The organism is Microbacterium sp. NPDC078428 (genome assembly GCF_044542535.1).
Classification (GTDB): Bacteria; Actinomycetota; Actinomycetes; order Actinomycetales; family Microbacteriaceae; genus Microbacterium; species Microbacterium limosum.
The window spans coordinates 534,260-558,682 of sequence record NZ_JBITUP010000001.1; the positions used below are offsets into that span (position 1 = coordinate 534,260).

At 71.3% G+C, this 24,423-nt stretch carries 21 protein-coding genes and 2 tRNA genes; 17 read left to right on the forward strand and 6 right to left on the reverse strand.

From position 1 onward, the window contains the following. Nucleotides 1–20: 20 nt before the first annotated feature. From ACIGCK_RS02540 to araA, 3 genes are read left to right on the forward strand one after another with little or no spacing between them, the layout of a single operon-like run. The gene (locus tag ACIGCK_RS02540) at nucleotides 21–767 is read left to right on the forward strand and encodes an L-ribulose-5-phosphate 4-epimerase (protein ID WP_396663536.1); all 747 of its coding nucleotides are present in this window, start codon (nucleotides 21–23) and stop codon (nucleotides 765–767) included. Continuing rightward, nucleotides 764–2,347 (forward strand): xylulokinase, encoded by a 1,584-nt coding sequence (locus tag ACIGCK_RS02545; RefSeq protein WP_396663538.1) that lies wholly within the window; start codon nucleotides 764–766, stop codon nucleotides 2,345–2,347. The genes ACIGCK_RS02540 and ACIGCK_RS02545 overlap by 4 nt, the downstream gene beginning before the upstream one ends. Before the next feature lie 21 nt (nucleotides 2,348–2,368). Further along, a complete protein-coding gene (gene araA, locus ACIGCK_RS02550) occupies nucleotides 2,369–3,883 on the forward strand; it encodes an L-arabinose isomerase (RefSeq protein ID WP_396663540.1) in 1,515 nt (504 codons plus the stop codon). Here the strand turns inward: araA and ACIGCK_RS02555 are convergent. Further along, nucleotides 3,880–5,067, reverse strand: coding sequence for an ROK family protein (locus tag ACIGCK_RS02555; RefSeq protein ID WP_396663542.1), 1,188 nt, complete (start codon nucleotides 5,065–5,067; stop codon nucleotides 3,880–3,882). The two genes, araA and ACIGCK_RS02555, sit on opposite strands and share 4 nt — an antisense overlap. Nucleotides 5,068–5,151: 84 nt before the next feature. On the opposite strand from ACIGCK_RS02555, the gene xylA reads away from it, so the two are divergent. From xylA to ACIGCK_RS02590, 7 genes are all read left to right on the forward strand, one after another. After that, complete coding sequence (xylA, locus tag ACIGCK_RS02560; RefSeq protein WP_396663544.1) at nucleotides 5,152–6,339, forward strand: xylose isomerase; 1,188 nt, start codon at nucleotides 5,152–5,154, stop codon at nucleotides 6,337–6,339. 14 nt (nucleotides 6,340–6,353) lie between these two features. Continuing rightward, nucleotides 6,354–7,757 (forward strand): xylulokinase, encoded by a 1,404-nt coding sequence (locus ACIGCK_RS02565; protein WP_396663546.1) that lies wholly within the window; start codon nucleotides 6,354–6,356, stop codon nucleotides 7,755–7,757. After that, a complete protein-coding gene (locus ACIGCK_RS02570; RefSeq protein WP_396663548.1) occupies nucleotides 7,754–8,716 on the forward strand; it encodes an aldose 1-epimerase family protein in 963 nt (320 codons plus the stop codon). The genes ACIGCK_RS02565 and ACIGCK_RS02570 overlap by 4 nt, the downstream gene beginning before the upstream one ends. A gap of 265 nt (nucleotides 8,717–8,981) precedes the next feature. Then, complete coding sequence (locus ACIGCK_RS02575) at nucleotides 8,982–9,791, forward strand: inositol monophosphatase family protein (protein WP_396663549.1); 810 nt, start codon at nucleotides 8,982–8,984, stop codon at nucleotides 9,789–9,791. A gap of 274 nt (nucleotides 9,792–10,065) precedes the next feature. Continuing rightward, nucleotides 10,066–11,130 (forward strand): M23 family metallopeptidase, encoded by a 1,065-nt coding sequence (locus ACIGCK_RS02580; RefSeq protein WP_396663551.1) that lies wholly within the window; start codon nucleotides 10,066–10,068, stop codon nucleotides 11,128–11,130. 64 nt (nucleotides 11,131–11,194) lie between these two features. Then, nucleotides 11,195–11,266 (forward strand) — tRNA-Thr (locus ACIGCK_RS02585). A 34-nt stretch (nucleotides 11,267–11,300) separates the two neighbouring features. Continuing rightward, nucleotides 11,301–11,374 (forward strand) — tRNA-Met (locus tag ACIGCK_RS02590). A 195-nt stretch (nucleotides 11,375–11,569) separates the two neighbouring features. Here ACIGCK_RS02590 and ACIGCK_RS02595 read toward each other — a convergent pair. The 3 genes from ACIGCK_RS02595 to ACIGCK_RS02605 all read right to left on the reverse strand — a co-directional run bounded on the left by ACIGCK_RS02595 (nucleotide 11,570) and on the right by ACIGCK_RS02605 (nucleotide 16,267). After that, nucleotides 11,570–13,258, reverse strand: a complete 1,689-nt coding sequence (locus ACIGCK_RS02595) for a glycosyl hydrolase (protein WP_396663553.1) — start codon at nucleotides 13,256–13,258, stop codon at nucleotides 11,570–11,572. 297 nt (nucleotides 13,259–13,555) lie between these two features. Next, nucleotides 13,556–14,608: an FUSC family protein gene (locus ACIGCK_RS02600; protein ID WP_396663555.1), complete on the reverse strand. Its 1,053-nt coding sequence runs from the start codon at nucleotides 14,606–14,608 to the stop codon at nucleotides 13,556–13,558. A 348-nt stretch (nucleotides 14,609–14,956) separates the two neighbouring features. Next, nucleotides 14,957–16,267, reverse strand: coding sequence for an NAD(P)-binding domain-containing protein (locus tag ACIGCK_RS02605; RefSeq protein ID WP_396663556.1), 1,311 nt, complete (start codon nucleotides 16,265–16,267; stop codon nucleotides 14,957–14,959). A 54-nt stretch (nucleotides 16,268–16,321) separates the two neighbouring features. Between ACIGCK_RS02605 and ACIGCK_RS02610 the strand changes: the two genes are divergently transcribed. From ACIGCK_RS02610 to ACIGCK_RS02640, 7 genes are all read left to right on the forward strand, one after another. Beyond that, a complete protein-coding gene (locus ACIGCK_RS02610) occupies nucleotides 16,322–16,666 on the forward strand; it encodes an ArsR/SmtB family transcription factor (protein WP_396663558.1) in 345 nt (114 codons plus the stop codon). Next, entirely contained in the window at nucleotides 16,666–17,331 is a 666-nt protein-coding gene (locus tag ACIGCK_RS02615; protein WP_330171966.1) for an MIP/aquaporin family protein, read from the forward strand. Before ACIGCK_RS02610 ends, ACIGCK_RS02615 begins: the two co-directional genes overlap by 1 nt. Nucleotides 17,332–17,673: 342 nt before the next feature. Beyond that, nucleotides 17,674–18,432 (forward strand): potassium channel family protein, encoded by a 759-nt coding sequence (locus ACIGCK_RS02620; protein WP_396663559.1) that lies wholly within the window; start codon nucleotides 17,674–17,676, stop codon nucleotides 18,430–18,432. Nucleotides 18,433–18,472: 40 nt separating this feature from the next. Then, nucleotides 18,473–19,276 carry a sulfite exporter TauE/SafE family protein gene (locus tag ACIGCK_RS02625; protein ID WP_396663561.1) on the forward strand — a complete coding sequence of 268 codons (804 nt, stop codon included), beginning with the start codon at nucleotides 18,473–18,475 and terminating at the stop codon, nucleotides 19,274–19,276. Between the two features lie 28 nt (nucleotides 19,277–19,304). After that, the gene (locus tag ACIGCK_RS02630; protein WP_330171248.1) at nucleotides 19,305–19,751 is read left to right on the forward strand and encodes a MaoC family dehydratase N-terminal domain-containing protein; all 447 of its coding nucleotides are present in this window, start codon (nucleotides 19,305–19,307) and stop codon (nucleotides 19,749–19,751) included. Further along, on the forward strand, nucleotides 19,748–20,164 hold the full coding sequence (locus ACIGCK_RS02635; RefSeq protein ID WP_396663562.1) for a MaoC/PaaZ C-terminal domain-containing protein: 417 nt from the start codon (nucleotides 19,748–19,750) through the stop codon (nucleotides 20,162–20,164). The genes ACIGCK_RS02630 and ACIGCK_RS02635 overlap by 4 nt, the downstream gene beginning before the upstream one ends. A gap of 1 nt (nucleotide 20,165) precedes the next feature. Further along, entirely contained in the window at nucleotides 20,166–21,302 is a 1,137-nt protein-coding gene (locus tag ACIGCK_RS02640) for a UDP-N-acetylmuramate dehydrogenase (RefSeq protein ID WP_396663564.1), read from the forward strand. Nucleotides 21,303–21,354: 52 nt separating this feature from the next. Here the strand turns inward: ACIGCK_RS02640 and ACIGCK_RS02645 are convergent, their stop codons facing one another. Beyond that, nucleotides 21,355–22,554: a pyridoxal phosphate-dependent aminotransferase gene (locus tag ACIGCK_RS02645; protein ID WP_396663565.1), complete on the reverse strand. Its 1,200-nt coding sequence runs from the start codon at nucleotides 22,552–22,554 to the stop codon at nucleotides 21,355–21,357. 168 nt (nucleotides 22,555–22,722) lie between these two features. Then, on the reverse strand, nucleotides 22,723–24,375 hold the full coding sequence (gene aceB / locus ACIGCK_RS02650; RefSeq protein WP_396663566.1) for a malate synthase A: 1,653 nt from the start codon (nucleotides 24,373–24,375) through the stop codon (nucleotides 22,723–22,725). Between the last annotated feature and the right edge of the window lie 48 nt (nucleotides 24,376–24,423).

The following is a 24,423-nucleotide window of genomic DNA, read 5'->3' on the forward strand; positions in this document are numbered from 1 at the left end:
TTACCGGTAACATTCCGGGCATGAGCACTGCCGCCCAGACGACGCCGTCCGCCCCCGATCTCGAGGAGGCGATCCGCGCTACCCGCGCCGAGGTTGCCCGGTTGCATGGGGAGTTGGTGCGGTATGGCCTGGTGGTGTGGACGGGTGGGAATGTGTCGGGTCGTGTGCCGGGTGCTGATCTGTTCGTGATCAAGCCGTCGGGGGTCTCGTATGAGGATCTGGCGCCGGAGAACATGATCGTGTGCGATCTGGACGGGAACGTCATTGCGGGGACTCCGGGCAGTGAGCGGTCGCCGTCGAGTGACACGGCGGCGCACGCGTATGTGTATCGGAACATGCCGGATGTCGGGGGTGTGGTGCACACGCATTCGACGTATGCGGTGGCGTGGGCGGCGCGGGGTGAGGAGATTCCGTGTGTGATCACGGGGATGGCGGATGAGTTCGGGGGTCCGATTCCGGTGGGTCCGTTCGCGGTGATCGGGGATGACTCGATCGGGCGGGGGATCGTGGAGACGCTGACGGGTCACCGGTCGCGTGCGGTGTTGATGCAGAACCACGGCCCGTTCACGATCGGGGTGTCGGCGAAGGATGCGGTCAAGGCCGCGGTGATGTGCGAGGACGCGGCGCGGACGGTGCATATCGCGGCGCAGGCGGGCCCGTTGATCCCGATCCCGCAGGAGAAGATCGACGCGCTCTACAACCGGTACCAGAACGTCTACGGCCAAGCCACCGACGACCGCCGCGACGAGAGCGAGGACGCCCGGTGAGCGCCGACGCGATCCGCGCCGGTCGCACGGCGCTCGGCATCGAGTTCGGCTCGACCCGCATCAAGGCCTGCCTCGTCGACGCCGCCGACCCCGGCACCGTGCTCGCCGTCGGTTCGCACGAGTGGGAGAACCGGTTCGAGGACGACACCTGGACCTACGCGCTCGAGGACGTCTGGTCGGGCGTGCAGGATGCCGTCGCCGGCCTCCTCTCCGACGCCGAGCGTCGCCACGGCGAGCGCCCGGCCACCTTCGGGGCGATCGGCGTCTCGGCCATGATGCACGGCTACCTCGCGTTCGGCGCCGACGACGACCTCCTCGTGCCGTTCCGCACGTGGCGCAACACGTCCACGGGGCCGGCCGCCGCCGAGCTGACGGATCTGTTCGGTGTGAACATCCCGCTGCGGTGGTCGATCGCGCACCTGCACCAGGCGGTGCTCGGCGCGGAGGCGCACGTGCCCGGCATCCGCTTCGTCACGACCCTCGCCGGCTACGTGCACTGGCGCCTCACCGGGCGCCGTGTGCTCGGGGTGGGGGATGCCTCGGGCATGTTCCCGATCGATCCCGCGACCGGCGGCTACGACGCCGCCATGGTCGCGGCCTACGACGCGCACGTCGGCGAGGCGCTGCCCGGCGACCTGCTGTCGCTGCTGCCCGAGGTGCTCCCCGCCGGTGCGCCGGCCGGTGCGCTGACCGCCGAGGGTGCCACGCTGCTCGACCCGACCGGCGGGCTCGCCCCCGGCATCCCGTTCTGTCCGCCCGAGGGCGACGCCGGCACCGGAATGGTCGCTACGAACGCCGTCTCGCCGCGCACCGGGAACGTCAGCGCCGGCACGAGCATCTTCGCGATGGTCGTGCTCGAGCGGCCTCTGGCGCGCGTGCACCACGAACTCGACGTCGTGACCACGCCCGCCGGCGACCCGGTGGCGATGGTGCACTGCAACAACGGCGCGAGCGAGCTCGCCGCATGGGTGGGCGTCTTCGGGCGGTTCGCCGCGGCGGCGGGCACGCCCCTCGACGCCGACGCCGTGTACGAGGTGCTCTTCAGCGAAGCACTCGACGCCGAGGCGGACGCCGGCGGCATCCTCGCGTACAACCACCTGGCGGGGGAGCCCATCGCGGGGCTCGACGCGGGGCGTCCGCTCGTCGTCCGCACCCCCGATTCGCGCCTGACGCTCGGCAACGTCTTCCGCGCCCAGCTCTACGGCGTCTTCGGAACCCTGAGCCTCGGGATGCGGGTGCTCCGGGGTGAGGGCGTCGTGATCGAGACGATGTACGCGCACGGCGGCATGTTCCGCACCGCCGGCGTCGCGCAGCGCTTCCTCGCGGCCGCGATCGAAGCCCCCGTGGCGGTCGCCGCGACGGCGTCCGAGGGCGGGGCGTGGGGCATCGCCGTGCTCGCGGCCTACCTGGACGCGGCCGCGGAGCTGCCCCTGGACGCGTATCTCGCGCAGCGCGTGTTCGCGGACGAGGAGTTCGCCACCGCGACCCCCGACGCCGCGGATGCCGCGGGCTACGCCTCCTACCTCACCCGCTACGAGGCGGGGCTCGCGATCGAGCGCGCCGCCGTCGCCGCCCTCTGAACCGACCGAAGGAAGAACCCCATGACCCGCACCCCTCTGTCCACCTCGCTCGAGCCGTACGAGGTCTGGTTCGTCACCGGCAGCCAGAACCTCTATGGCGAGGAGACGCTGCGGCAGGTCGCCGACCAGTCCCGCGGCGTCGTCGCCGAGCTCGAGGGCAACGTGCCCGTGAAGGTGGTCTGGAAGCCCGTCCTGAAGGATGCCGACAGCATCCGCCGTCTCGCCCTCGAGGCGAACGCCGACGACAGCGTCATCGGTCTCATCGCGTGGATGCACACCTTCAGCCCCGCGAAGATGTGGATCGGCGGGCTCGATGCTCTGCAGAAGCCGCTCCTGCACCTGCACACGCAGGCGAACGTCGAGCTGCCGTGGGCCGACATCGACTTCGACTTCATGAACCTCAACCAGGCGGCGCACGGCGACCGTGAGTTCGGGTACATCCAGACCCGCCTCGGCGTCGCGCGCAAAACCGTCGTGGGGCACGCCTCCGACGCCCGTGTGCGCGGGGAGATCGCGTCGTGGCAGCGCGCCGCCGCGGGCTGGGCAGCCTCGCGGAGCCTCAAGCTCGCGCGCTTCGGCGACAACATGCGCTACGTCGCCGTGACCGAGGGCGACAAGACCGAGGCCGAGCTGCGCTTCGGCGTGCAGGTCAACACGTGGGGCGTCAACGAGCTGGCGGATGCCGTGGCCGCGGTGTCCGCGTCCGACATCGACGCCCTCGTGGCCCTATATGAAGAGGAGTACGACGTCGTGCCCGAGCTGCGCGCCGGGGGCGAGCGCCACGAGTCGCTCCGCGACGGCGCCGCGATCGAGCTCGGTCTGTGGTCGTTCCTCGAGGAGGGCGGATTCGGCGCCTTCACGACGAGCTTCGAGGACCTCGGCGCATTGAAGCAGCTGCCGGGCCTGGCGGTGCAGCGACTGATGGCCGAGGGTTACGGCTTCGGCGCCGAGGGCGACTGGAAGACGGCGATCCTCGTGCGTATCGCGAACGTCATGGGCGCGGGCCTGCCCGGCGGGGCGAGCCTCATGGAGGACTACACCTACGACCTCGTGCCCGGCAACGAAAGGATCCTCGGTGCGCACATGCTCGAGGTGTCGCCGTCGCTGTCGTCGGCGAAGGCGCGGCTCGAGATCCACCCGCTCGGCATCGGGGGCAAGGACGACCCCGTGCGCCTCGTGTTCACCGCCGACCCCGGCCCGGCGGTCGTCGTCGCGATGAGCGACATGCGCGACCGTTTCCGGCTCGTCGCGAACGTCGTCGAGAACGTCGAGGCTCCGGATCTCCCCAAGCTGCCGGTCGGCCGCGCGATCTGGAAGCCGCAGCCGGACTTCGCCACGAGTGCGGCGGCGTGGCTGACCGCCGGCGCCGCGCACCACACCGTCATGACGACGGCGGTCGGAATCGAGGTCTTCCGCGACTTCGCGGAGATCGCGAAGACCGAGCTGCTGGTGATCGACGACGACACGACGCTGCGGGACTTCCAGCGCGAGGTGCGCTGGAACCAGGCCTACTACCGCCTGGCGCAAGGGATCTAGGTCGCGCGCAGCGCACCGACGGGGTCGTCGAGGAGGGCCGTGAAGGCCGCCTCGGCGGCCCCGATCAGCAGGCGGTTCTCGCCCAGTGCGGCCGGGCGGATCTCCACCTCCTCCGCCGCGGCGGGCATCGCCTGATCGCGCACCGCGTCCAGCAGCTGATCGGTGGCGCCCTCGCCGAGGGTGGCGATCGTGGCGAGGAACCCGCCGAGCACGATCAGCCTCGGGTTCAGGACGTTGACGGCGTTGGCGAGGGCCGTCGCCAGGATTCGCCGCTGCCGGGCGATCTCCGCCGCGGCATCCGGCACGTCCCGCTCGGTGAGCGCGGCGGCGAGCGTCGGGTCGTCGGCGACGGTGAGCCGGGCGACGGCGAGCAGCCGAGCGCGGCTGACCTCGTCCTCGAGCACGCCGTCACCGGCGCGGCGGTCGGCGGTCGAGGGGATGCCGGGGCGGTTCTGCCCGAATTCTCCGGCGTACCCCGACAATCCCGACAGCAGCGAGCCGCCGACGATGACCCCGCCGCCGATGCCGCTCGCGCCGCCGTTGAGGTAGACGAGGTCGTCGATGCCGCGGCCGGCGCCGAAGAGATGCTCTGCGATGGCTCCGAGGGAGGCGTCGTTGCCGACGGCGACCGGCAGCCCCGTGGCGCTCTCCGCGAGCTCCCGCAGCGCGACATCGCGCCACCCCAGGTGTGGCGCGATGCGCACGGCGCCGTCGCTGGCGCGCACGAGGCCGGGCACCGCGAGACCCACCCCGATCGGCCGCGCCTCGCGCAGCTCGTCGGCGCGCCACTGGGCCATCGTGTCGACGACCATCCCGACCGCCTCTTCGGGGCTGAGCAGATGGTCGACCTCCACACGTCGTCGAACCACGACGGTGCCGTCGAGGCGCACGGCGCCCAGCGTGATCGCATCGACCTCGGGGTTGGCGGCGATCGCCACGATCGCAGGATCGGCCGCGACGACGGGAGAGGGTCGGCCGGCGCGCGTCGCGGGTGCGGGCGGGAGCTCGGCCACGACGCCCAGCGACACCAGCTCCGCGACGAGGTCGGCGATGGTCGATCGGTTGAGACCCGTGGCCGCGGTGAGGCGGGCGCGGGACTGCGGGCCCTCGAGGTGCACGATGCGCAGGAGCCGCGCGAGGTTCGTACGGCGCACGTCCTCGAACGTCCTCGCGCGATCGGTCACAGCTCCAGCGTAGGGGGTCGCGTGCGCGGTGCGCATGAGATAGGTTGTCACTACCAACTTTTCCGTTCATCGAGGAGCAGGACCATGCCCACACCCACCCCCGCCGACAAGTTCACCTTCGGCCTCTGGACCGTCGGCTACACCGGTGCCGACCCCTTCGGCGGCCCCACCCGGCCCGCCCTCGACGTCGTGCACACCGTCGAGAAGCTCGCCGAACTCGGCGCGTACGGCGTGACCTTCCACGACGACGACCTCTTCGCCTTCGGCTCGACCGACGCCGAGCGCCAGACGCAGATCGACCGCCTGAAGGGCGCGCTCGCAGACACCGGCCTCGCGGTCCCGATGGTGACCACCAACCTCTTCACCGCCCCCGTGTTCAAGGACGGCGGCTTCACCTCCAACGACCGCGGCGTGCGCCGGTTCGCGCTGCGCAAGGTGATCCGCAACATCGATCTGGCCGCCGAGCTCGGCGCCAAGACCTACGTCATGTGGGGTGGCCGCGAGGGCGCCGAGTACGACTCCGCGAAGGACATCCGTGCCGCGCTCGAGCGCTACCGCGAGGCCGTCAACCTGCTCGGTGACTACGTCACCGACAAGGGCTACGACATCCGCTTCGCCATCGAGCCCAAGCCCAACGAGCCGCGCGGCGACATCCTGCTGCCGACCCTGGGCCACGCCCTCGCGTTCATCAACTCCCTCGAGCGCCCCGAGCTCGTGGGCCTGAACCCCGAGGTCGGCCACGAGCAGATGGCGGGCCTGAACTTCGCCGCCGGCATCGCCCAGGCGCTGTACCACGGCAAGCTCTACCACATCGACCTCAACGGGCAGCGCGGCATCAAGTACGACCAGGACCTCGTGTTCGGCCACGGCGATCTGCACAACGCCTTCGCGCTCGTCGACCTGCTCGAGAACGGCGGACCCGGGGGCATCCCCGCGTACGACGGACCGCGTCACTTCGACTACAAGCCGAGCCGCACCGAGGACGAGGCCGGGGTCTGGGCCTCTGCCTCGGCGAACATGCGCACCTACCTGCTGCTCAAGGAGCGCGCGGCTGCGTTCCGCGCCGACCCCGAGGTGCAGGAGGCCCTCGAGGCCGCGCGCGTCGCGGAGCTGTCGGTGCCGACGCTCGGCGAGGGCGAGTCGTACGACGACCTGCTCGCCGACCGCACCGCGTTCGAGGAGTTCGACACCGGTGCGTACCTCGGCGGCAAGGGCTTCGGGTTCGTCCGCCTGCAGCAGCTCGCCACCGAGCACCTGCTCGGCGCACGCTGAACGGCATCGGCGTCATGACTCTCGTGGCGGGGGTCGATTCGTCGACCCAGTCGTGCAAGGTCGTGGTCGTGGATGCCGAGACGGGGCGGGTGGTGCGCGAAGGGCGTGCCGCCCACCCCGCCGGCACCGAGGTGCCTCCCGCCGCGTGGTGGGACGCCCTGACGGCGGCGATCGCGGACGCCGGCGGTATCGCCGACGTGGCCGCGGTCTCGGTCGGCGGTCAGCAGCACGGCATGGTCGCGCTGGATTCCGAGGGCCGCGTCATCCGCGATGCCCTGCTCTGGAACGACACCCGCTCCGCCCAGGCGGCGCGGGATCTCATCGCGGAGGTCGGCGCGGAGGAGTACGCGCGGCGCACCGGCGTCGTGCCCGTCGCGTCGTTCACCGCGACGAAGCTGCGCTGGCTGCGCGACGCCGAGCCGGAGAACGCCGCGCGCGTGGCCGCGGTCGCGTTGCCGCACGACTGGCTCACATGGCGCCTGCGGGGTTTCGGCCCCGACGATGAGTCCCCTCTGGGCCCCGTGCTCGAGGAGCTGACGACCGACCGGTCCGACGCCAGCGGCACGGCCTACTGGGGCGCCTCGGGCTACGACGTCGACCTCTTCGTGCGCGCTCTCGGGCACGACGCGGTGCGCCCGCGGGTGCTCGGGCCCGGCGAGTCCGCCGGGCGCACGCCCGAGGGTGTCCTCGTCGGCCCGGGCGCCGGCGACAACGCCGGGGCGGCGCTCGGCCTGGGCGCCGGCGAGGGCGACGTCGTCGTCTCGATCGGCACTTCGGGAACCGTCTTCGCCGTGACCGCCGATCCCGTGGCCGACGCCTCGGGCACCGTCGCCGGGTTCGCGGATGCCGCGGGAGGGTTCCTCCCGCTCATCGCGACCCTCAACGCCGCGCGCGTGCTCGACGCCGTCGCGGGGCTTCTCGGAGTCGACCACGACGAGCTCGGGCGCCTCGCGCTCGAGGTGGACGCCGAGGCATCCGTGCCCGTGCTCGTGCCCTATTTCGAGGGCGAGCGCACGCCGAACCTGCCCGAGGCGACCGCGACGCTGGCCGGCCTCACGCTCGCGTCGACGACGCGACCGGCCGTCGCGCGCGCCGCGATCGAGGGGATGCTCTGCGGTCTCGCCGACGGTCTCGACGCCATCCGCGCACTGGGCGTGCAGGCACGCCGCGTGATGCTCGTCGGCGGCGCCGCCCGCAACCCCGCGGTCTCGGCCATCGCCGCGCAGGTGTTCGATGTGCCGATCGTCGTCCCCGATCCCGGGGAGTACGTCGCGCTCGGCGCCGCCGCGCAGGCGGCCTGGGTGCACACGGGTGAGCGGCCGGGCTGGTCGCCCGAGTCGAGCGCCGAGTACGCATCCGACACGCGGCCGGCGATCCGTGCGCGATACCGCGTTGTTGCGGCAGGATACGACGAGTGATCGACGAACCTCGCCGCCCCGCGTCCGGAACCCAGCACATCCTCCGATCGGGCACTTACACCGCCGTCATCGCGAGCGTCGGCGCCTCGCTGCGCTGCCTCACGATCGAGGAGGAGGGCGGACCTCGCGACCTCGTGGTGCCGTTCGAGGCCGACGAGGTGCGCCCCGCCTATCGCGGCACGACCCTCGTGCCCTGGCCGAATCGGGTGGTGGACGGTCGATACCGCTTCGACGGCGTCGACTACGAGCTCGCGCTCACGGAGCCCTCGCGGGGCCACGCGCTGCACGGTCTCGGCGCGTGGCTCGACTACGACGCCATCGACAAGGGTGCCGACCACGTCACGCTCCAGGCGGAGATCGAGCCGCAGAGCGCCTACCCATGGCGTCTGTCCATCGAGACCACGTTCCGGCTCGGCCCCGACGGTCTCACCCAGACGGTGCGGGCGACCAACCTCGCGTCGTCGCGGGCGCCCTACGGCACCGGTCCGCACCCGTACCTCGTCGCCGGAGCGGGGAAGGTCGACGACTGGATCCTCGAGCTGCCCGCGGACGAGGTCCTGACCGTGACCGAGGACCGCCTGATACCCGTCGCGCTGGAGCCCGTCGACGCGTCGGACCCGCGCCGGTTCGACTACCGGACTCCCCGCCCGATCGCGGACGCCAGGATCGACCACGCGTACACGGGTCTGCACACGAGCGACGACGGCTCGGTGACCGTGACCGTGACGGATGCCCCAGGAAGCGGCGCGGGAATCGTGTGGGACGACGCCTGCAGCTGGGTTCAGATCCACACGGCCGACCGCCCCGGGGAGCCCGCGGATCGCGCAGGCCTGGCCGTCGAGCCCATGACGTGCCCGCCCGACGCATTCAACAGTGAGAAAGCTCTCATAGTGCTTGACCCGGGAGCCTCGGCGGAGGCTGAATGGACCATCTTCGCGATCGCGCGGAGGGCAGCCTGAGCTTTCTGCGTGTCCCCCGAAAAGGGGACACGCCAGTGTGCCCCGTGTGATCTAAACTATTCACAGCCCCTCCTGTTAGCGGCCGGAACGTCGTCCCCAGCGACGTGCACATCGATACCCCAAGCGGTGTTGCGCCCGGCCAGGGAGGATGCAGGGCCCCCTCGAGTCGTCCAGTCCCCAATGGGCCACCCGAGGGGGCCAATTCATTTCTCCGGCAGGCCGCCTCGGCTGTCCCGACGCGCTGTGTGTCGATAGCGTGGGACGGGTGACAGATCCTCTCGACCTCCAGTCGCTCGCCGTCGACATCGCCCGTGAGGCGGGTGCGCTCGCGGCTCGGCGCCGATCGGAGGGCGTCGCCATCGCCGCGACGAAGTCGACGCTCGCCGACATCGTCACCGAGGCCGACCGCGAGGTCGAGCAGTACATCCGCGGCCGCCTGCAGGCGGAGCGACCGGACGACGGCTTCCTGGGAGAGGAATCCGGCGCCGCCGAGAGCGGGTCCGGGCTGACGTGGGTCGTCGACCCGATCGACGGCACCGTCAACTACGCCTATGGCATCCCCGCCTATGCGGTCTCGATAGCCGCCGTGGCGGGGGAGCCCGACCCTGCACGGTGGGAGGCCCAGGCCGGGGCCGTCTTCAATCCCGCGACGGGCGAGATGTTCCGCGCCGCGCTCCATCACGGGGCGTGGATGAACGATCGACGGATCGAGGTGAGCGGCTCGCCCTCGCCAGCGGGGGCGCTGATCGCCACCGGCTTCTCCTACGACCCCGACCGGCGTACCAGCCAGCTGGCCATGCTCGCGCACGTGATGCCGCTCGCCCGCGATATCCGCCGCATCGGGGCGGGCTCGCTCGACCTCGCCTCGGTCGCCGCCGGCCGTGTCGACGCCTACTACGAGCGGGGACTATGGCCGTGGGATCTCGCGGCCGGGGCGTTGCTGGTGCGGGAGGCAGGGGGTCGCGTCGCCGGCGTGGGGGGTGCTCCGCTCGGTCGCGAGACGATGCTCGCGGGATCCGGGGAGTTCTTCGATCGCCTCGACGCGGTGCTCGCCCCGCTCGTGCGTGCGGAGTGACCGCACATGGCTTTCCCAGGTCGAAACGGCTAGTGTTTACCTATTCGTTATCTCCGCTTCGACGGCGAGATCGATAGCCCCCCGAAGAAACCGCGTCTTCCGACGCGCAGTCGAACGAGAGCTCTACCGCTTGCATTCCGAAGCCCCCCGGACGGATGCCGGCCTCACCCGCCGTGCTCGCCGTGCAGAAGCCGCTGCTCGATCGGCGACGCCCGCGAACCCGGGGGAGGGTGTACCCCAGCCGCATCGTTCGGCTCGTCTGGATGCCCCGTCGATGGTCATGCCGGAAGGCGTGGTCGAGGTAGGCCCGCTGGCTCCCGCCGGCCCGGCGCCGTCGGCCGCCGTCGCGCCCGCCGTCAGCGGGATCCCGACCTCCCGCCGCGCCGCGCGAACGGCCGCCACGGGCCCGCTCGCCGCTCCCTCCCTCGTGACGGACGAGGCGCCCGAGGCCGAGTCGCCGGCGACGGCGTCACCGGCGGCATCCGCGTTCGTGGCCGATCCGTTCGAGGCCGCGGCGCGCGTCTTCTCCTTCACGGGCGAGACGCCCGTCGTGAAGACGAAGGACAGCCCCGGCGAGAGCGCGCTACCCGTGGACGCCATGCCCGCAGAGCGGCGGCGCTTGCCGCTGAAGCGGCTGACCGCGGCATCCTTCTCCGTCGGCGTCATGGGTGTCGTCGGACTCATGACACTGTCGATGGGTGCGCCCGCCGAGGCTGTCGCGGCCGCGACGAAGGCCGAGGCCGTCACGAGCATCGAGGCCCCGGCCGAGACCGGGGGCGACGGCGCGGCAACCGAGATCCAGGCGTACACCGCTCCCGACACAGCCGACACCGACCTCAGCCGCGACGAGAAGTACACGACGACGACCTTCTCCGAGATCGCGGCCGCGACGGGCATCACCCGTCACACCAACTTCTTCGTCAACGACCCGGCCGCCCCCATCCAGTGGCCCTTCGCCGCGGGAGTGCCCATCTCGGACGGCTACGGCCCGCGCTGGGGATCGTTCCACTACGGCCTCGACTTCACGCCCGGCGAGGGCGCGCAAATCCAGTCGGTGGCGGCGGGTACCGTGCGCGTGGCGAGCGAGAGCGGCGGCGCGTTCGGCGTGCACGTCATCATCGATCACGAGATCGACGGCGAGGTCTTCTCGACGCACTACGCGCACATGCAGTACGGCTCGCTGCAGGTCAAAGCGGGAGACGTCGTCCCCGCCGGCACGTTCCTCGGCCTCACCGGCAACACGGGCCTGTCGTATGGCGCGCACCTGCACTTCGAAGTGTTCGTGAACAATCAGCGCATCGATCCTCTGGCCTGGCTGCGCGAGCACGCGGGCGGCTGACACGATTCTCGGGGGATGCCGTGGCTCTGGTATTCTCTTCTGGTTGCCTGCATGCAGGCAGCACGCCCCGATAGCTCAGTGGCAGAGCACTTCCATGGTAAGGAAGGGGTCGTCAGTTCAATCCTGACTCGGGGCTCGCAGCATCCGGTTTCGACCGTCGGGTGCGGTGCGGCAGGGTAGCTCAGTTGGTGAGAGCGCACGACTCATAATCGTGAGGTCGCGGGTTCAAGCCCCGCTCCTGCTACAGTCCGACTCCCCCGCAAATGCGGGGGTTTCGTTGTGTTCGGCCGGGCTCTGCTGAGCCCCGTCGACCTAGTGGGGCAGGTTCTGCGCAGTGGGGCAGGTTGTGTCGTGCCCCACTGCGCAGAACCTGCCCCGCAAGGAAGCCCATGGGGCGCGCGAGGAGGTGAGGGGCCCGGGCGGGCCCCCTCACCATCGTTCAGCCGTTGACGCGGCCCGTGATCGCCAGGTCGGTCATTTCGACCGTCGCGGTGTGGACGGGGGAGTACGGATACACGCGGATCCGCACCTCCTTGCCCTCCAGGCCGAGCCCGGTGGCGCTGAACGGAGTCAGCCTCGGGCGCTGCGTGGGCAGCGACTGCGTCAACACGGTCTTCGCGACGCCGTCGACCACCGCGACGACAACAAGGCCGCGCGGCTGCGCGTCTCCGCCGCGCGTGGCCTTGAACTGGATCGACTCGACCCTCACAGTCGACGACGGCGCGGATGCCGTGAGCACCGTCTCCACGTAGGCGGCGTCGATGCGGGGCGACGTCGTCGAGGGGTTCGTCTGGAGCACCTTGCGCCCGTAGGCCGGCGAGAAGTCGGCGAACTTGGGCGCCGTGCGGAAGCCGACTCCGGTGACGGGCGACACCGTGACCCCCGAACCGGTCGTGGTGGGCGCCGCGCTCGTGAGTGAGAACGACGCGAGGGTCTGCGTCGCGCCGGGCTTCGGCGCCATGGGCGCCGTAGGGGCCGACGCCGGCGCGGGCGCGGGAGTCGGTGTCACGACCGGGGCGGGCCCGACCTGCCGGGCGTCGGCGGACTTGGTCGAGGCGTACAGATTGCGGATCGCCTGGACGGCCGGCTTCTCTCGCGTGATCGTGCCCTGCGAGTCGTTCGCGAAGATGCCGAAGTGGGCTTCGAACCGGTCGGAGGACTTGCGGGAGGGAATGTCCTCGTCGGCGTAGACGAAGGCGTGGGTGATCCACGGAACCTCGTCGCGCAGGAACGACAGGACGCTCGTGATCCGCGTGGCCTGGCCGGCCTCGCTCTGCGCCGCCCGTCCGGCGGCGGCAGAGCCGTTGCCCTTCGCGCCGGGCACCGTGGTCGTGCCGAACTCGGTCAGCCACACCATCGCGGGCCAGTGCCCGTGCTGCTTCATCAGGCTCTCGAGGAAGTCGTACTTGGAGCGATCGCCCTGCGGGTCGTAATTGTGGAAGCTGACGCCGTCGGAGGCCTTCGCATAGCCGGCCTTGTAGACATCCTGCAACCAGGTCTTCCAGTTGGATGCGTAGACGTTCTCGCTCGCGCCGATGATCTTGAAGCCGGGGTCGACGGCCTTGAGCTTGGGGTAGGCGTTCTTCGCCGCGGCCGCGTAGTCGGCTCCGGAGACCAGGCCGTTGCTCTCATTGGGGTGCTCGAACACGACGTCGTCGGGGGTGAGGCCGTGTTTCGTCTTGACGTAGTGGGCGAGGTCGCGCACGAAGTCGCCGTACCGGGCCTGCTCGGCCGCGTTCAGCGGCACCTTCTTGTTGTAGACCGCGCCTCGGAACGATGCCCGCAGGAGCACCTTCATGCCGGCCTGGTGGATGGTACCGAGATACTCGTCGACGTTCTTGCGCCAGTCGCCGTCGCCGTTGAAGCCCACTCGAGCCCACACCGTGCCGGGCGACATCTCGGACAGCGTGCGGTAGTGCGCGGGCGACACGGGACCGGACAGCGCCTTGCCGTTCAGGGAGAACCCGAGGTCGGGGAGGGTCGAGGCCGTCGACGCCACGGCGGGGGCTGCCGGTTGCAGTGCCGAGCTGGCGGTCGGTGCGGTGAGCACCCCGGCGGTCAGTGCGAGCGAGGCGCCGGTGGCGAGGGCGGCGCCCATGGTTCTGAACAGAAGAGGGGGGATCTTCATGGGGGAGCGAGTCTCCAGTGATGAATGTGACACCCGAACCGATCGGGGCACAGGCTAGCGGGGGAAGATGACGGGCGTGTGTCGCACGCAAAGAGAATTGCGTCGCCGGCGTCCGGCGTCCATCCTGTGTGCCGTCAGCGGCGCGGGCTCCGATGAGCCGGGGATTCGCCCGCAACCCACCCACGTGTCACCCGAGCTCAGCGGGCTCTCCCGGACTCCGGGGCGCCCCGACCCGCGCCATCGTGACCTCACCGCCGGCCGTCGCACACGCCGGTCGAGCGCTGAGAGTGTCCCCGCTCACGCGAAAGGTCGCGCCGCGTCCAGGATGCGGCGCAGGCTCTCGACCGCGGTGAGATCGGTTGCCGCGTCCGCGGGATGCTCCTCCAGCCGGATCCGCAGGCTGGAGGCGTAGTCGGTCAGTATGCGGTCCGCGGTGTCCCTGGCCGCCGCGGCCCTGGGGTCGCCGATCGGCTGGGCGATGAAGCCGGCGGTCGCCCTGATCGCTTCCGCGAGGTCGTCGCGGTGGTCGGTTGCCAGGAGCGGAGACGCGCGCTCTTGCATGCGGGCGAGAACGTCGGCGAGGTCTCGGGTGAAGAACGCGATGCGCTCGATCGCCCGGAACCGGCGCGCGTTCTCGCGCTGTTCTTCGGCATGCCGCACGCCGCGCGGATTGCCGCGCTTGCTGAGATCTCCTTCGCTCACGTCCTCGGCGACGGAGGCGGCCATGTCGGCAAGGTGCGACATCTCTTGGGCGAGGCTCGCCTCGTCGAGGGAACCAGATTCCACGGCATCCGCCATCTCGCCCAGCTGCGACACGATCTCGTCGCGCAGCTGCGAGAGCCGGTCGCCTGCATGGCGAAGGTGCAGTGGGGGGACGATGACGAGATTGATGATGACGCCCACGACCGCGCCGAACGCCATCGTGACCAGGTACGTCAGCGAGAAGCCTCCCGTGTCGGCGTCGCCGATGAGCAGGACGATCAGGCCGGCGATCGCGATCCAGTCACGCCCCGCGCCCAGCACCCGGATGCCCCCGACGAGAACGCCGACGCCGACGACCAGGGACACCCCCACGAGTCCGGGCGCGCCCGCCCGGACGAGGGCGAGCGCGCCGATGCCGGCGCCGATGCCGAACGCCAGGCCCAGGAGCGCCTGCAGGCCCGATCGCGCCGATCCCGCCAGCGTGGGATACATGGACACGAGCACCCCGAGCGGCGCGTAATACGAGTACGAGTCGTCCGCGAGGGGGATGAGCGGCGCGAAATACCACGCGATGCCGGCGGCGAGAGCCGCCTTGCCCGCCAGCAGAAGGCGGCTCGCATCGAGTGCCTGCGCGACCGCGGCTCGCATCGGCCCCGGTGCAACTTTCGAAGGCTGCCTGTCCACAGGGGTATTTTCGCGTGGCGCGGGTCAGCCCGCCCCCAGAGTGCGGCTGCGGCGCTCGAGGAGTAGGGTGTCGCGCCATCGGCCGGCATGCGGGCCGACGACCGCGCGTGCGATGCGCTCCCGTCCCCCCCCACCCCTCGATCGCGCTGTCCGCGTCCTGCGCGACGAGACGAGGAGCCGGAACCTTCGTTTCGTCGAAGTGCTCCCATCCGGGAACGTCCGACTCGAATGTCGCATCGCCGTCGAGTATCCCCTCGGCGTAGATCCGCGCCACGGCCGGCCAGTCGGACTCCGCGAGCGGGCGCAACACGCTCACGAGCAGCAGCTTCCGCCCAGGTCGGTCGAGCACACGCCGGTCGCCGGCAGGGTCAGGCTGACCCGTGCCGCGGACTCGGTATCGCCCGCAAGCCACGCCGCCACCGATCGGACCTGCTCGTACCCGGTCGCGAGGAAGAACGTCGGCGCCCGCCCGTAGCTCTTCATTCCGACGACGAAGAAGCCGTCCTCGGGATGCTGGAGCTCCCGGAATCCGTGGGGCTCCACGGTGCCGCACGTGTGCACGTTCGGGTCGATCAGCGGCGCGAGCCGCCGCGGCGCCTCGACGATGTCGTCGAGGTCGAGGCGGATCTCCCGCAGCATGCCGAGGTCGGGTCGGAACCCCGTGGCGGCGACGACGACGTCGGCGTCGAGGCTGGCGCGCTCACCCCGTCGGCGACCGTGCAGGTGCACTCCCGACTCGGTGCGGTCGATGCGGTCGATCTCGAACCGGTCGACGAGGTCGATGACCCCCTTTGCGACGAGCGCCTCGACCCGCCCGCCGAGCTGTGCACGCTCGACGAGCTCGTCCTCGGACGACGAGGTGACGCGCACGGCGCGGGAGTTGCGCACCAGCCACGTGATGCGCGTGCCGGGTTCGGTGCGGGCGAGGTCGGCCAGGGCGAGGGGGGTGTTCGCCGCAGAGTGCCCGGCGCCCACGACGACGGTGTGCGCGCCTGCGAACCGAACGCGGTCGCGGCCCGACACGTCGGGGAGGGCGTGGGTGACGGATGCCGCGGCATCCTGCCAGCCGAGGGGATCGAGCCCGCCGGAGCCGAGAGGATTGGGGGAGGAATAGGTGCCCGACGCGTCGATCACGGCGCGGGCGCCGGCCTCGCGCACGGTGCCGTCCGCGTCGCGCAGGCGCAGGGCGAAGGGCGTTGCGGAGCGTCCTGCGCTGCGCGTACGGTCCATACCCTCGCGGGTGACCGCCTCGACCGTCACGCCGGTGTGCACGACCGAGCGGATCGCGTCGAGGCGCGAGAGCGGGTCGAGGTATCGGTCGACGAGCTCTGCACCCGAGGGGACCGCGTCTTCGGCGGGCATCGTCCAGCCCGACGCCTCGAGCAGCCGTCGCGCGGCGGGGTCGACGAGGTGTCGCCAGGGCGAGAACAGGCGGGTGTGGCCCCAGGCGCGCACGGCGGCGGCGACGGCCGTGCCCTTCTCGAGCACGACCACGTCGAGGCCGCGCTCGATCAGGTGGGCGGCGGCGGCGAGGCCGACGGGTCCCGCTCCGATGACGGCGACGGGCAGCGCCGCGAGGCGGTCGCGGGCGGCGGGGCGGGGGGACAGGCCGATGAGTGTCACTCGAACAACCTGCACCTTGTATCGATGGTTGTCAATATCGACTACGGTCGATGCATGACCATCGCCCACGTGCCGCTGCTCGCCGCCACCTGCTGTGCGCCGCTCGTGAAGGAGCCGCTGGATGCCGGTGCGGCCGACGACCTCGCGCGAACCCTCAAGGCCCTCGCCGACCCCGCGCGCCTGCGCCTGCTCTCGATCGTGGCGTCCTCGGTCGGCGCCGAGGCCTGCGTCTGCGACCTCATCGAACCGGTGGGGCTCAGTCAGCCGACCGTCTCGCACCACCTGAAGGTGCTGACCGAGGCGGGTTTCCTCACCCGCACCAAGCGCGGGACGTGGGCGTACTACGCCCTCGTGCCCGGGGTGCTCGAGGAGGTGGCGGGGTGGCTGAGCGCGCCGTGATGGCGCGGGCCCTCGTCGGTGAATTCCTCGGCAGCGCCCTGCTCGCCGTCGTCGTCGTGGGCTCGGGGATCGCCGCGGCATCCCTCTCGCCGAACGACGTGGGACTGCAGCTGCTCGAGAATGCCTTCGCCACGGCCCTCGGCCTGGCCGTGCTGATCCTCGTCTTCGCCTCCGTGTCGGGGGCGCATTTCAACCCCGTCGTCACGCTCGTCGACGCGGCGCTTCACGGTGCGCGCCCGTCGGCCGTCGCGTCATACATTCCGGTCCAGATCGTCGGCTGCGTCGCGGGCGCCGTACTGGCGAACGTGCTCTTCGACGTCTCGTTCGCCTGGAGCACGACCGACCGCGCGAGCGTGCCTCGCCTCGTGAGCGAGGTCGTCGCGACCTGGGGCCTCGTCCTGGTGATCTTCGCGCTCGTGCGCACGGGCCGATCGCACCTTGCGGCGCCGGCGGTCGGCGCCTACATCGGGGCCGCCTACTTCTTCACGTCCTCGACCAGCTTCGCCAACCCCGCCATCACCGTCGGCCGTGCTTTCAGCGACACCTTCGCGGGCATCGCGCCGGCATCCGTCCTCCCCTTCATTGGGGCTCAGCTTCTGGGCGGTGCGATCGGCTGGGCGACGGTGCGGCTGCTCTTCCCGCGCGTCCAGCCGGCGGTCGGCTGAGTCCTCGCGAGCGATCCCGGGCCGGAGCCGACGGCTGTGGGGCCTGTCGCACCGCGCACAAGAGGGTCCCCTCGCGTCGTCGTCTTCCCCAGTCGTCGACGCAAGGGGACCTGTCCTGTTTCCCCCCGAAGCTGTTGTCGTTCCCGCGCATGGCGAAGGAACACGGCGTTCAGTCCCCACTTCACACCGTCGGAATCGGGTCGTTTCGACGCTAGCGGAGCGATTGCCTTCGTGTCCACCGTTTGGGGGACATCTGTGGATAAGTAGTTAGTCTCGCCGCATCGGAGGGAGTGGCGGCGGGGCATCGGGGCGTCGCCGCCGGTGCACTCTAGAGTGCGGTTCATGACCGAGGAACGCTGGCAGGCGCTGACGAACTGGCCCCTCATCGTCGCGTCGCTGCTGTTCACCGTCGCCTACTCGTGGCAGGTCATCGCCGAGCTCAGCGGGCCCCCACGGATCGTGACCGGGGTCGTCATCGTCGCCACCTGGCTGCTCTTCGTGATCGACTACCTCGTGCGGCTGTGGATCGCGCCGCAGCGGAGTCGGTGGTTCCGGCGCAATCTCGGCACGCTCGCGATGGTCGCGATCCCCGCTCTCAGGCCCCTGCGACTGCTGCGGGTCCTGACGGTGCTCCACGTGATGCGCCGCACCGCCGGCGCCGCGCTGCGCAGCCGGATCATGATCTACGGCGCGGCGGCGGCCCTCCTGCTCATCTACCTCGCGGCGCTGAGCGTGCTGGAGGCCGAGCGCGCCTCACCCGAGGCGAACATCACGAGCTTCGGAGACGCGCTCTGGTGGGCGTTCGTGACCATCACCACGGTCGGCTACGGCGACTACACGCCCGTCACGGTCCCCGGACGACTCGTCGCGGTGGGACTCATGGTCGGCGGCGTCGCGGTACTGGGAACCGTCACGGCCACCCTGTCGTCGTGGGTGCTCGAGAGGGCCGCCGCGGGCCACGACGACGAGCAGCCCGCGACGAAGGCGCAGCTGCAGGGGATCTCGACGCAGCTCGAGCAGGTCGCACGGGGATTCGGTGCACCCGCACCCCTCCCGGCGCGCTCCGACGACGGGACGCCGCCTGCCGCTCCGATAGGGTGACTCGGGCGGTTCCACCCGGGAACCCCCGGGAAGGTGCCGCATGGGTCCCGCGAACGACGTGACCACACCCACGTGGGGGGTCTCGCGCGTGCTCGTGCACGTGGCGATCGGCCTGGCCGCCGGCATCCTCTCCGGCATGTTCGGCGTCGGCGGCGGAACGGTCATCGTCCCGCTTCTCGTCCTGCTGCTCGGATACCCGCAGCGCCTGGCCACGGGCACGTCCCTCGCCGCGATCGTGCCGACCGCGACCGTGGGGGTCATCTCGTACGGCGTCAGTGGCGATGTGGGGTGGGTGCAGGCACTCATCCTCGCCGCCGGAGCGGTCATCGGCGCCCAGGTCGGATCGTGGCTGCTGCCGCGCGTTCCCGTGCGCGCCCTGCAGTTCGGCTTCGCCGCGTTCCTCGTCGCCGTCATCGTGAGCCTGTTCTTCATCATCCCCACCCGTGGCGAGCCGTTCGAGCTCACGTGGTGGGCGGTGCTCGGTCTCGTGGGCCTCGGGCTCGTGACCGGTGTCCTCTCCGGGCTGCTGGGCGTCGGCGGCGGCATCGTGGTCGTTCCCGCGCTCATGCTCCTCTTCGGCACGAGCGACCTGATCGCGCGCGGCACGAGCCTGCTCATGATGATCCCCACCGCCGTCTCGGGCACGATCGGCAACATCCGGCGCGGCAACGTGAGCCTCCTCGGCGCCGCCATCGTCGGCTTGTCGGCGTGCACGACGACGGCGCTCGGCGCGTGGATCGCCAAGTCGATCGACCCCTTCACGGGCAACGTCGTCTTCGCGGTCTTCCTCGCCTTCATCGGCGGCCAGCTCGTGTGGCGGGCGGCGCGGCGCCGCTCGAAGTGAGACCTGCGGCGCTCGGTAGACTGACCGGGTGCCAGTGAACCCCGAGCTGGTCGGGCGTGTCTTCCCCCCGACCGATCCGTACCTCGTGGGCCGCGAGAAGGTGCGCGAGTTCGCGCGCGCCGTCTTCGCGACCGACCCGTCGCATACCGATCCCGAGGCCGCCCGTGCCCTCGGCTATGCCGACGTCGTGGCGCCTCCCACGTTCGCGATGGTCATCCAAGACCTCACGCTGCAGCAGCTGCTCGCGGAGCCCGACTCGGGCATCGCCCTCGAGCGCACCATCCACGCCGAGCAGCGCTTCCGCTACACGCGGCCGATCGTGGCGGGCGACGAGCTGCGGGCGAGCCTGTCGGTCGTCGGCGTGCGCGCCGTGGGCGGCAACGCGATGGTCACGAGCGAGGCCGAGATCACCGATGCCGCCGGCGAGCACGTGGTGACCGCGACATCCGTCCTGCTGATCGGAGCCGAGTCATGACGCGGGGGAGCGTCGAGGTCGGCACCGTCGTCGCCGACCTCACCGTGCATCTCACGCGCGAGTCGCTCGTGCGGTACGCGGGCGCCAGCGGCGATTTCAACCCCATCCACTACCGCGACGACGTCGCCGCCCGCGTGGGCCTGCCCGGCGTGCTCGCGCACGGCATGCTCACGATGGGGCTGGCCGGGGCGGCCGTCGTCCCGTGGCTCGGCGACGCCGCGCGCATCCTCGAGTACGGCGTGCGGTTCACGCGGCCGGTGGTCGTCGACGCCGACAGCGGAGCCGACGTGAGCGTGCGCGCGGTCATCGCGCAGGTGGATGCCGAGGCGGGCACCGCGCGAGTGGACCTCACCGTCACGCACGCCGACCAGACGGTGCTCGGCAAGGCGCAGCTGCGCGTGCGCCTGGACTGACATGCCCGCGATCGAACCCCTGCCGCTTGCGCGGCTGACCACCCTGCGGACGGGCGGGACACCCGAGCAGATGCTCGAGGCGCGCACCCGGGACGAGCTGATCGACGCCCTGCGCGAGACGTGGGACCGCCGCGAGCCCTGGCTGGTCGTGGGTGGCGGGTCGAACCTCTTCGTGGGCGACGACGAATACGACGGCACCGTCGTGCTCGTGCGCACGAGCGGCATCCAGCGCCTGCCCGCGCCCCGGCCGGGGCGCGCCCTCGTGCGCGTCGAGGCCGGGCACGACTGGGACGCGCTCGTCGCCTACACGGTCGCCGAGGGGCTCGCGGGGATCGAGGCGATGTCGGGCATCCCCGGAACGGTGGGGGCGGCCCCCGTGCAGAACATCGGCGCCTACGGCCAGGAGCTGGTGCAGACGCTCGTCGAGGTCGAGCTCATCGACGAGTCGACGGGAGAGGTGTCGGTCGTGCCCGCGGCCGAGCTGGGTCTCGGGTTCCGCACGTCGGTGCTGAAGGCGCATTACGGCTCGGTCGCCGCGCGCTCCGCCGTCATCCTCTCGGTGACTCTGGATCTCGCCGACGTCGGGCACGGCGAGTTCCCGGTGGCGGGCGAGCAGCTGCGCCGCGCGCTGGGGCTGGATGCCGCGGCGACCGTCTCGCTCGCCTGGGTGCGCGATCACGTGCTCGCGACGCGCGCCGCGAAGGGGATGGTGCTCGATGACGCCGACCCGGACACCCACAGCGCGGGCTCGTTCTTCCAGAACGCCATCGTGTCCGAATCGTTCGCCCGCACCCTTCCGCCCGAGTGCCCCCGTTGGCCCGTCGCGCCCGACATCGACCCCGTCACGGTCATCCCGCTCTCCGCGTACCACGGCGTCGTCCCGGCTCCGGTCGGGTCCTCGCCCGACGTCAAGATCAGCGCGGCCTGGCTGATCGAGCACGCCGGGCTCCGCCGCGGCTTCAGGCTGCCTCGCTCGAGGGCGGCGCTCTCGAGCAAGCACGCACTGGCCCTGACCAATCGCGGTGGCGCGAGCGCCGCCGAGCTCGCGGAGCTGGCCCGGTTCATCCAGGGCCGGGTCGCCTCCGAGTTCGGGCTCATCCTGCAGCCCGAGCCCGTGCTGGTGGGCGTCGAGCTCTAGCCGCGCCCACGCCGTAGCGCCGGGCGCACGGGGTGCGCCGCGCCCGGCGCGCTCAGGCGAACAGTCGCTGCAGGCGCTGGATGCCTTCGAGAAGTGCCTCGTCGCCGAGCGCGTAGGACAGGCGCAGGTAGCCGCTCGGGCCGAACGCCTCGCCGGGCACGACGGCGACCTCGGCCTGCTCCAGGATGAGGTCGGCGAGCTCGAGCGATGTCGTCGGCGTCGTGCCCGCCCACTCGCGACCGAGCAGGCCCGAGACGTCGGGGTAGACGTAGAAGGCGCCGAGCGGTGTGGGCACCGTGATCCCGTCGATCTTCGACAGCTCGGCGACGATGAGCGAGCGGCGCCGGTCGAAGGCGGTGCGGAACGCCTCCGGCTCGTCCTGCGGGCCGGTCAGTGCGGCGAGCGCCGCGCGCTGGGCGATGTTGTTGACGTTGCTCGAGAGGTGGGACTGCAGGTTCCCGGCCAGCTTCATCGCGTCCTTGGGTCCCGTCATCCAGCCCACCCGCCAGCCGGTCATCGCATAGGTCTTCGCGACGCCGTTGACGAGAAGGGTCTGGCCGGCGACCTCGGGAACCGCCTCCACGATCGACACGGCACGGGCGCCCTCGTAGACGAGGTTCTGGTAGATCTCGTCAGTGATCACCCAGATGCCGTGCGCCAGCGCCCATTCGCCGATCGCCTTCGTCTCCTCGGGCGTGTAGACCGCGCCGGTGGGGTTGGAGGGAGAGACGAAGACGAGCACGGTCGTGCGGTCGGTGCGGGCCGCCTCGAGCTGGTCGACCGTGACCTTGTACTCCTGGTCGGCGCCGGCGAACACCTCGACCGGCACGCCGTCGGCGAGGGCGATCGCCTCGGGATAGGTCGTCCAGTAGGGGGCGGGCAGCAGGACCTCGTCGCCGGGGTTCACGACGGTCTGGAACGCCTGGTAGACGGCCTGCTTGCCGCCGTTGGTCACGACGATCTGCGAGGGGTCGACCTCGAGACCGGAGTCGCGGAGGGTCTTGGCGGCGATCGCCTCGCGCAGCACGGGGAGCCCCGCTGCGGGGGTGTAGCGGTAGTTGGCCGGGTCGTGCAGGGCCTCGGCCGCGGCATCCACGATGAACTGCGGCGTCGCGAAGTCGGGTTCGCCCGCCGCGTAGGAGATGACCGGGCGCCCCGCCGCCTGCAGGGCCTTCGCCTTGGCGTCGACCTTGAGGGTCGCCGATTCGGCGATCGCGGACAGCTTGCGGGAGAGAGGAGCGCGTTCGGTCACGCAATGAAGCGTAGTCGGCCGCGTATGCCGCGGCGGTGGTACACCGCGCGCTCGCGCCGGCCCGGGAGCGCGGGCTGCGCCCGGCGCGCCGCACGAAACACCGCTTCTGCGGCGAAACCCCACGCGTCGCGTGGTGGCTCGCCGCAGAAGCGGTGTCTCGGTGCCCGGTCAGAGCTCGACGAGGTGCCGCGCGTAGGCCGTCAGCGTCAGGAAGGCGGGGAACTCCTCGCGGAGGGCCACCTCCCGGAAGATGTCGGCGGCGTCGTCGAACCGATCGCCCTCGGCGCGCGGCGCGGCATCCAGCACGTCGTCGATGAGCCCCTCGACGTACTCGCGGGTGATGCGCGTGCCGTCGGCGAGCTCGCGGTCCTGGTGGATCCACTGCCAGATCTGCGAGCGGGAGATCTCGGCCGTCGCGGCATCCTCCATGAGGTCGTCGATCGCGACGGCGCCCTGACCCCGCAGCCACGCCTCGAGGTAGCGGATCGCCACCGACACGTTGCCCCGCACGCCGGCCTCGGTGATGGGCAGGCCGATGTGCACGTCCAGGAGATCGGATGCCGTCACGGCGACGTCCTCGCGCCGGCGGTCGAGCTGGTTCGGGCGGTCGCCCAGCACCGCGTCGAACTCCGCCATCGCGGTGGGGATGAGGTCGGGGTGCGCGACCCAGGTGCCGTCGAACCCGTCGCCCGCCTCGCGCTTCTTGTCCGCGGCGACCTTCTCGAACGCCCGCGCCGTCACCTCCGGGTCGCGACGGTTCGGGATGAACGCGCTCATGCCGCCGATCGCGTGCGCGCCGCGGGCGTGGCATGTCTTCACCAGCAGCTCGGTGTACGCCCTCATGAAGGGCACGGTCATCGTCACCTCGCTGCGGTCCGGCATCACGAACCGGGCGCCGCGACCCCGGTAGTTCTTGATGATCGAGAAGATGTAGTCCCAGCGGCCGGCGTTCAGCCCCGCGCAGTGGTCGCGCAGCTCGAACAGGATCTCCTCCATCTCGAACGCGGCGGGCAGCGTCTCGATCAGCACCGTGGCCCGCACCGTGCCGTGGGGCAGGCCGACGTAGTCCTCGCTGAAGGTGAACACGTCGTCCCACAGCCCCGCCTCCTCGGACGATTCCAGCTTCGCCAGGTAGAAGTACGGTCCGCGCCCGGCATCCACGAGCGCGCGGGCGTTGTGGAAGAAGTACAGCCCGAAGTCCACGAGCGAACCGGATGCCGTCATCCGGCGACCGGCGCGGTCGGTGTACTCCATGTGGGCCTCGCTCAGGTGCCACCCGCGGGGGCGCATCACGATGGTCGGTGTGCGCTCGGCCGTGACCTCGTAGCGCTTGCCCTCGGGGCTCGTGAAGGCGAGCTGCCCGCGGATCGCGTCGCGCAGGGCGAGCTGGCCCCCGACGACGTTCCGCCAGGTGGGGCTCGTGGCATCCTCCTGATCGGCCAGCCACACCTTCGCACCCGAGTTCAGGGCGTTGATCGTCATCTTCGGGTCGGTCGGCCCGGTGATCTCGACCCGGCGGTCCTCGAGCCCGGGGCCGGCGCCGGCGACCCGCCACTGCGTGTCCTCGCGGATGTGGGCGGTGTCGTCGCGGAAGCCCGGGTCGCGGCCGTTGCCGATCTCGAACCGGCGCCGCATGCGGGCCGCGAGCCGGTCGTGGCGCCGACCGCCGAAGCGGGCGTGCAGCGCCGCGACGAAGGCGACGGCATCCGGGGTGAGGATCTCGTCGAAGCGCTCGTGCATGGTCCCGAGGATCTCGAACCCGGCGGGTGCCCCAGTGGTCGGGGTCGTCGGTGCGGTCGGGGGAGGGGCGATGAGGGTCATGGTCGTTTCCTGTCGAGTGGGAGGACGTCTGCACGGGCCGTGGTGCGG

Coding starts and splice junctions, on each gene's coding strand:
- ACIGCK_RS02540 (WP_396663536.1), top strand. CDS start 21: ATGAGCACTGCCGCCCAGACGACGCCGTCCGCCCCCGATCTCGAGGAG.
- araA (WP_396663540.1), top strand. CDS start 2,369: ATGACCCGCACCCCTCTGTCCACCTCGCTCGAGCCGTACGAGGTCTGG.
- xylA (WP_396663544.1), top strand. CDS start 5,152: ATGCCCACACCCACCCCCGCCGACAAGTTCACCTTCGGCCTCTGGACC.
- ACIGCK_RS02565 (WP_396663546.1), top strand. CDS start 6,354: ATGACTCTCGTGGCGGGGGTCGATTCGTCGACCCAGTCGTGCAAGGTC.
- ACIGCK_RS02580 (WP_396663551.1), top strand. CDS start 10,066: ATGGTCATGCCGGAAGGCGTGGTCGAGGTAGGCCCGCTGGCTCCCGCC.
- ACIGCK_RS02595 (WP_396663553.1), bottom strand. CDS start 13,258: ATGAAGATCCCCCCTCTTCTGTTCAGAACCATGGGCGCCGCCCTCGCC.
- ACIGCK_RS02600 (WP_396663555.1), bottom strand. CDS start 14,608: ATGCGAGCCGCGGTCGCGCAGGCACTCGATGCGAGCCGCCTTCTGCTG.
- ACIGCK_RS02610 (WP_396663558.1), top strand. CDS start 16,322: ATGACCATCGCCCACGTGCCGCTGCTCGCCGCCACCTGCTGTGCGCCG.
- ACIGCK_RS02615 (WP_330171966.1), top strand. CDS start 16,666: ATGGCGCGGGCCCTCGTCGGTGAATTCCTCGGCAGCGCCCTGCTCGCC.
- ACIGCK_RS02620 (WP_396663559.1), top strand. CDS start 17,674: ATGACCGAGGAACGCTGGCAGGCGCTGACGAACTGGCCCCTCATCGTC.
- ACIGCK_RS02625 (WP_396663561.1), top strand. CDS start 18,473: ATGGGTCCCGCGAACGACGTGACCACACCCACGTGGGGGGTCTCGCGC.
- ACIGCK_RS02635 (WP_396663562.1), top strand. CDS start 19,748: ATGACGCGGGGGAGCGTCGAGGTCGGCACCGTCGTCGCCGACCTCACC.
- ACIGCK_RS02640 (WP_396663564.1), top strand. CDS start 20,166: ATGCCCGCGATCGAACCCCTGCCGCTTGCGCGGCTGACCACCCTGCGG.
- aceB (WP_396663566.1), bottom strand. CDS start 24,375: ATGACCCTCATCGCCCCTCCCCCGACCGCACCGACGACCCCGACCACT.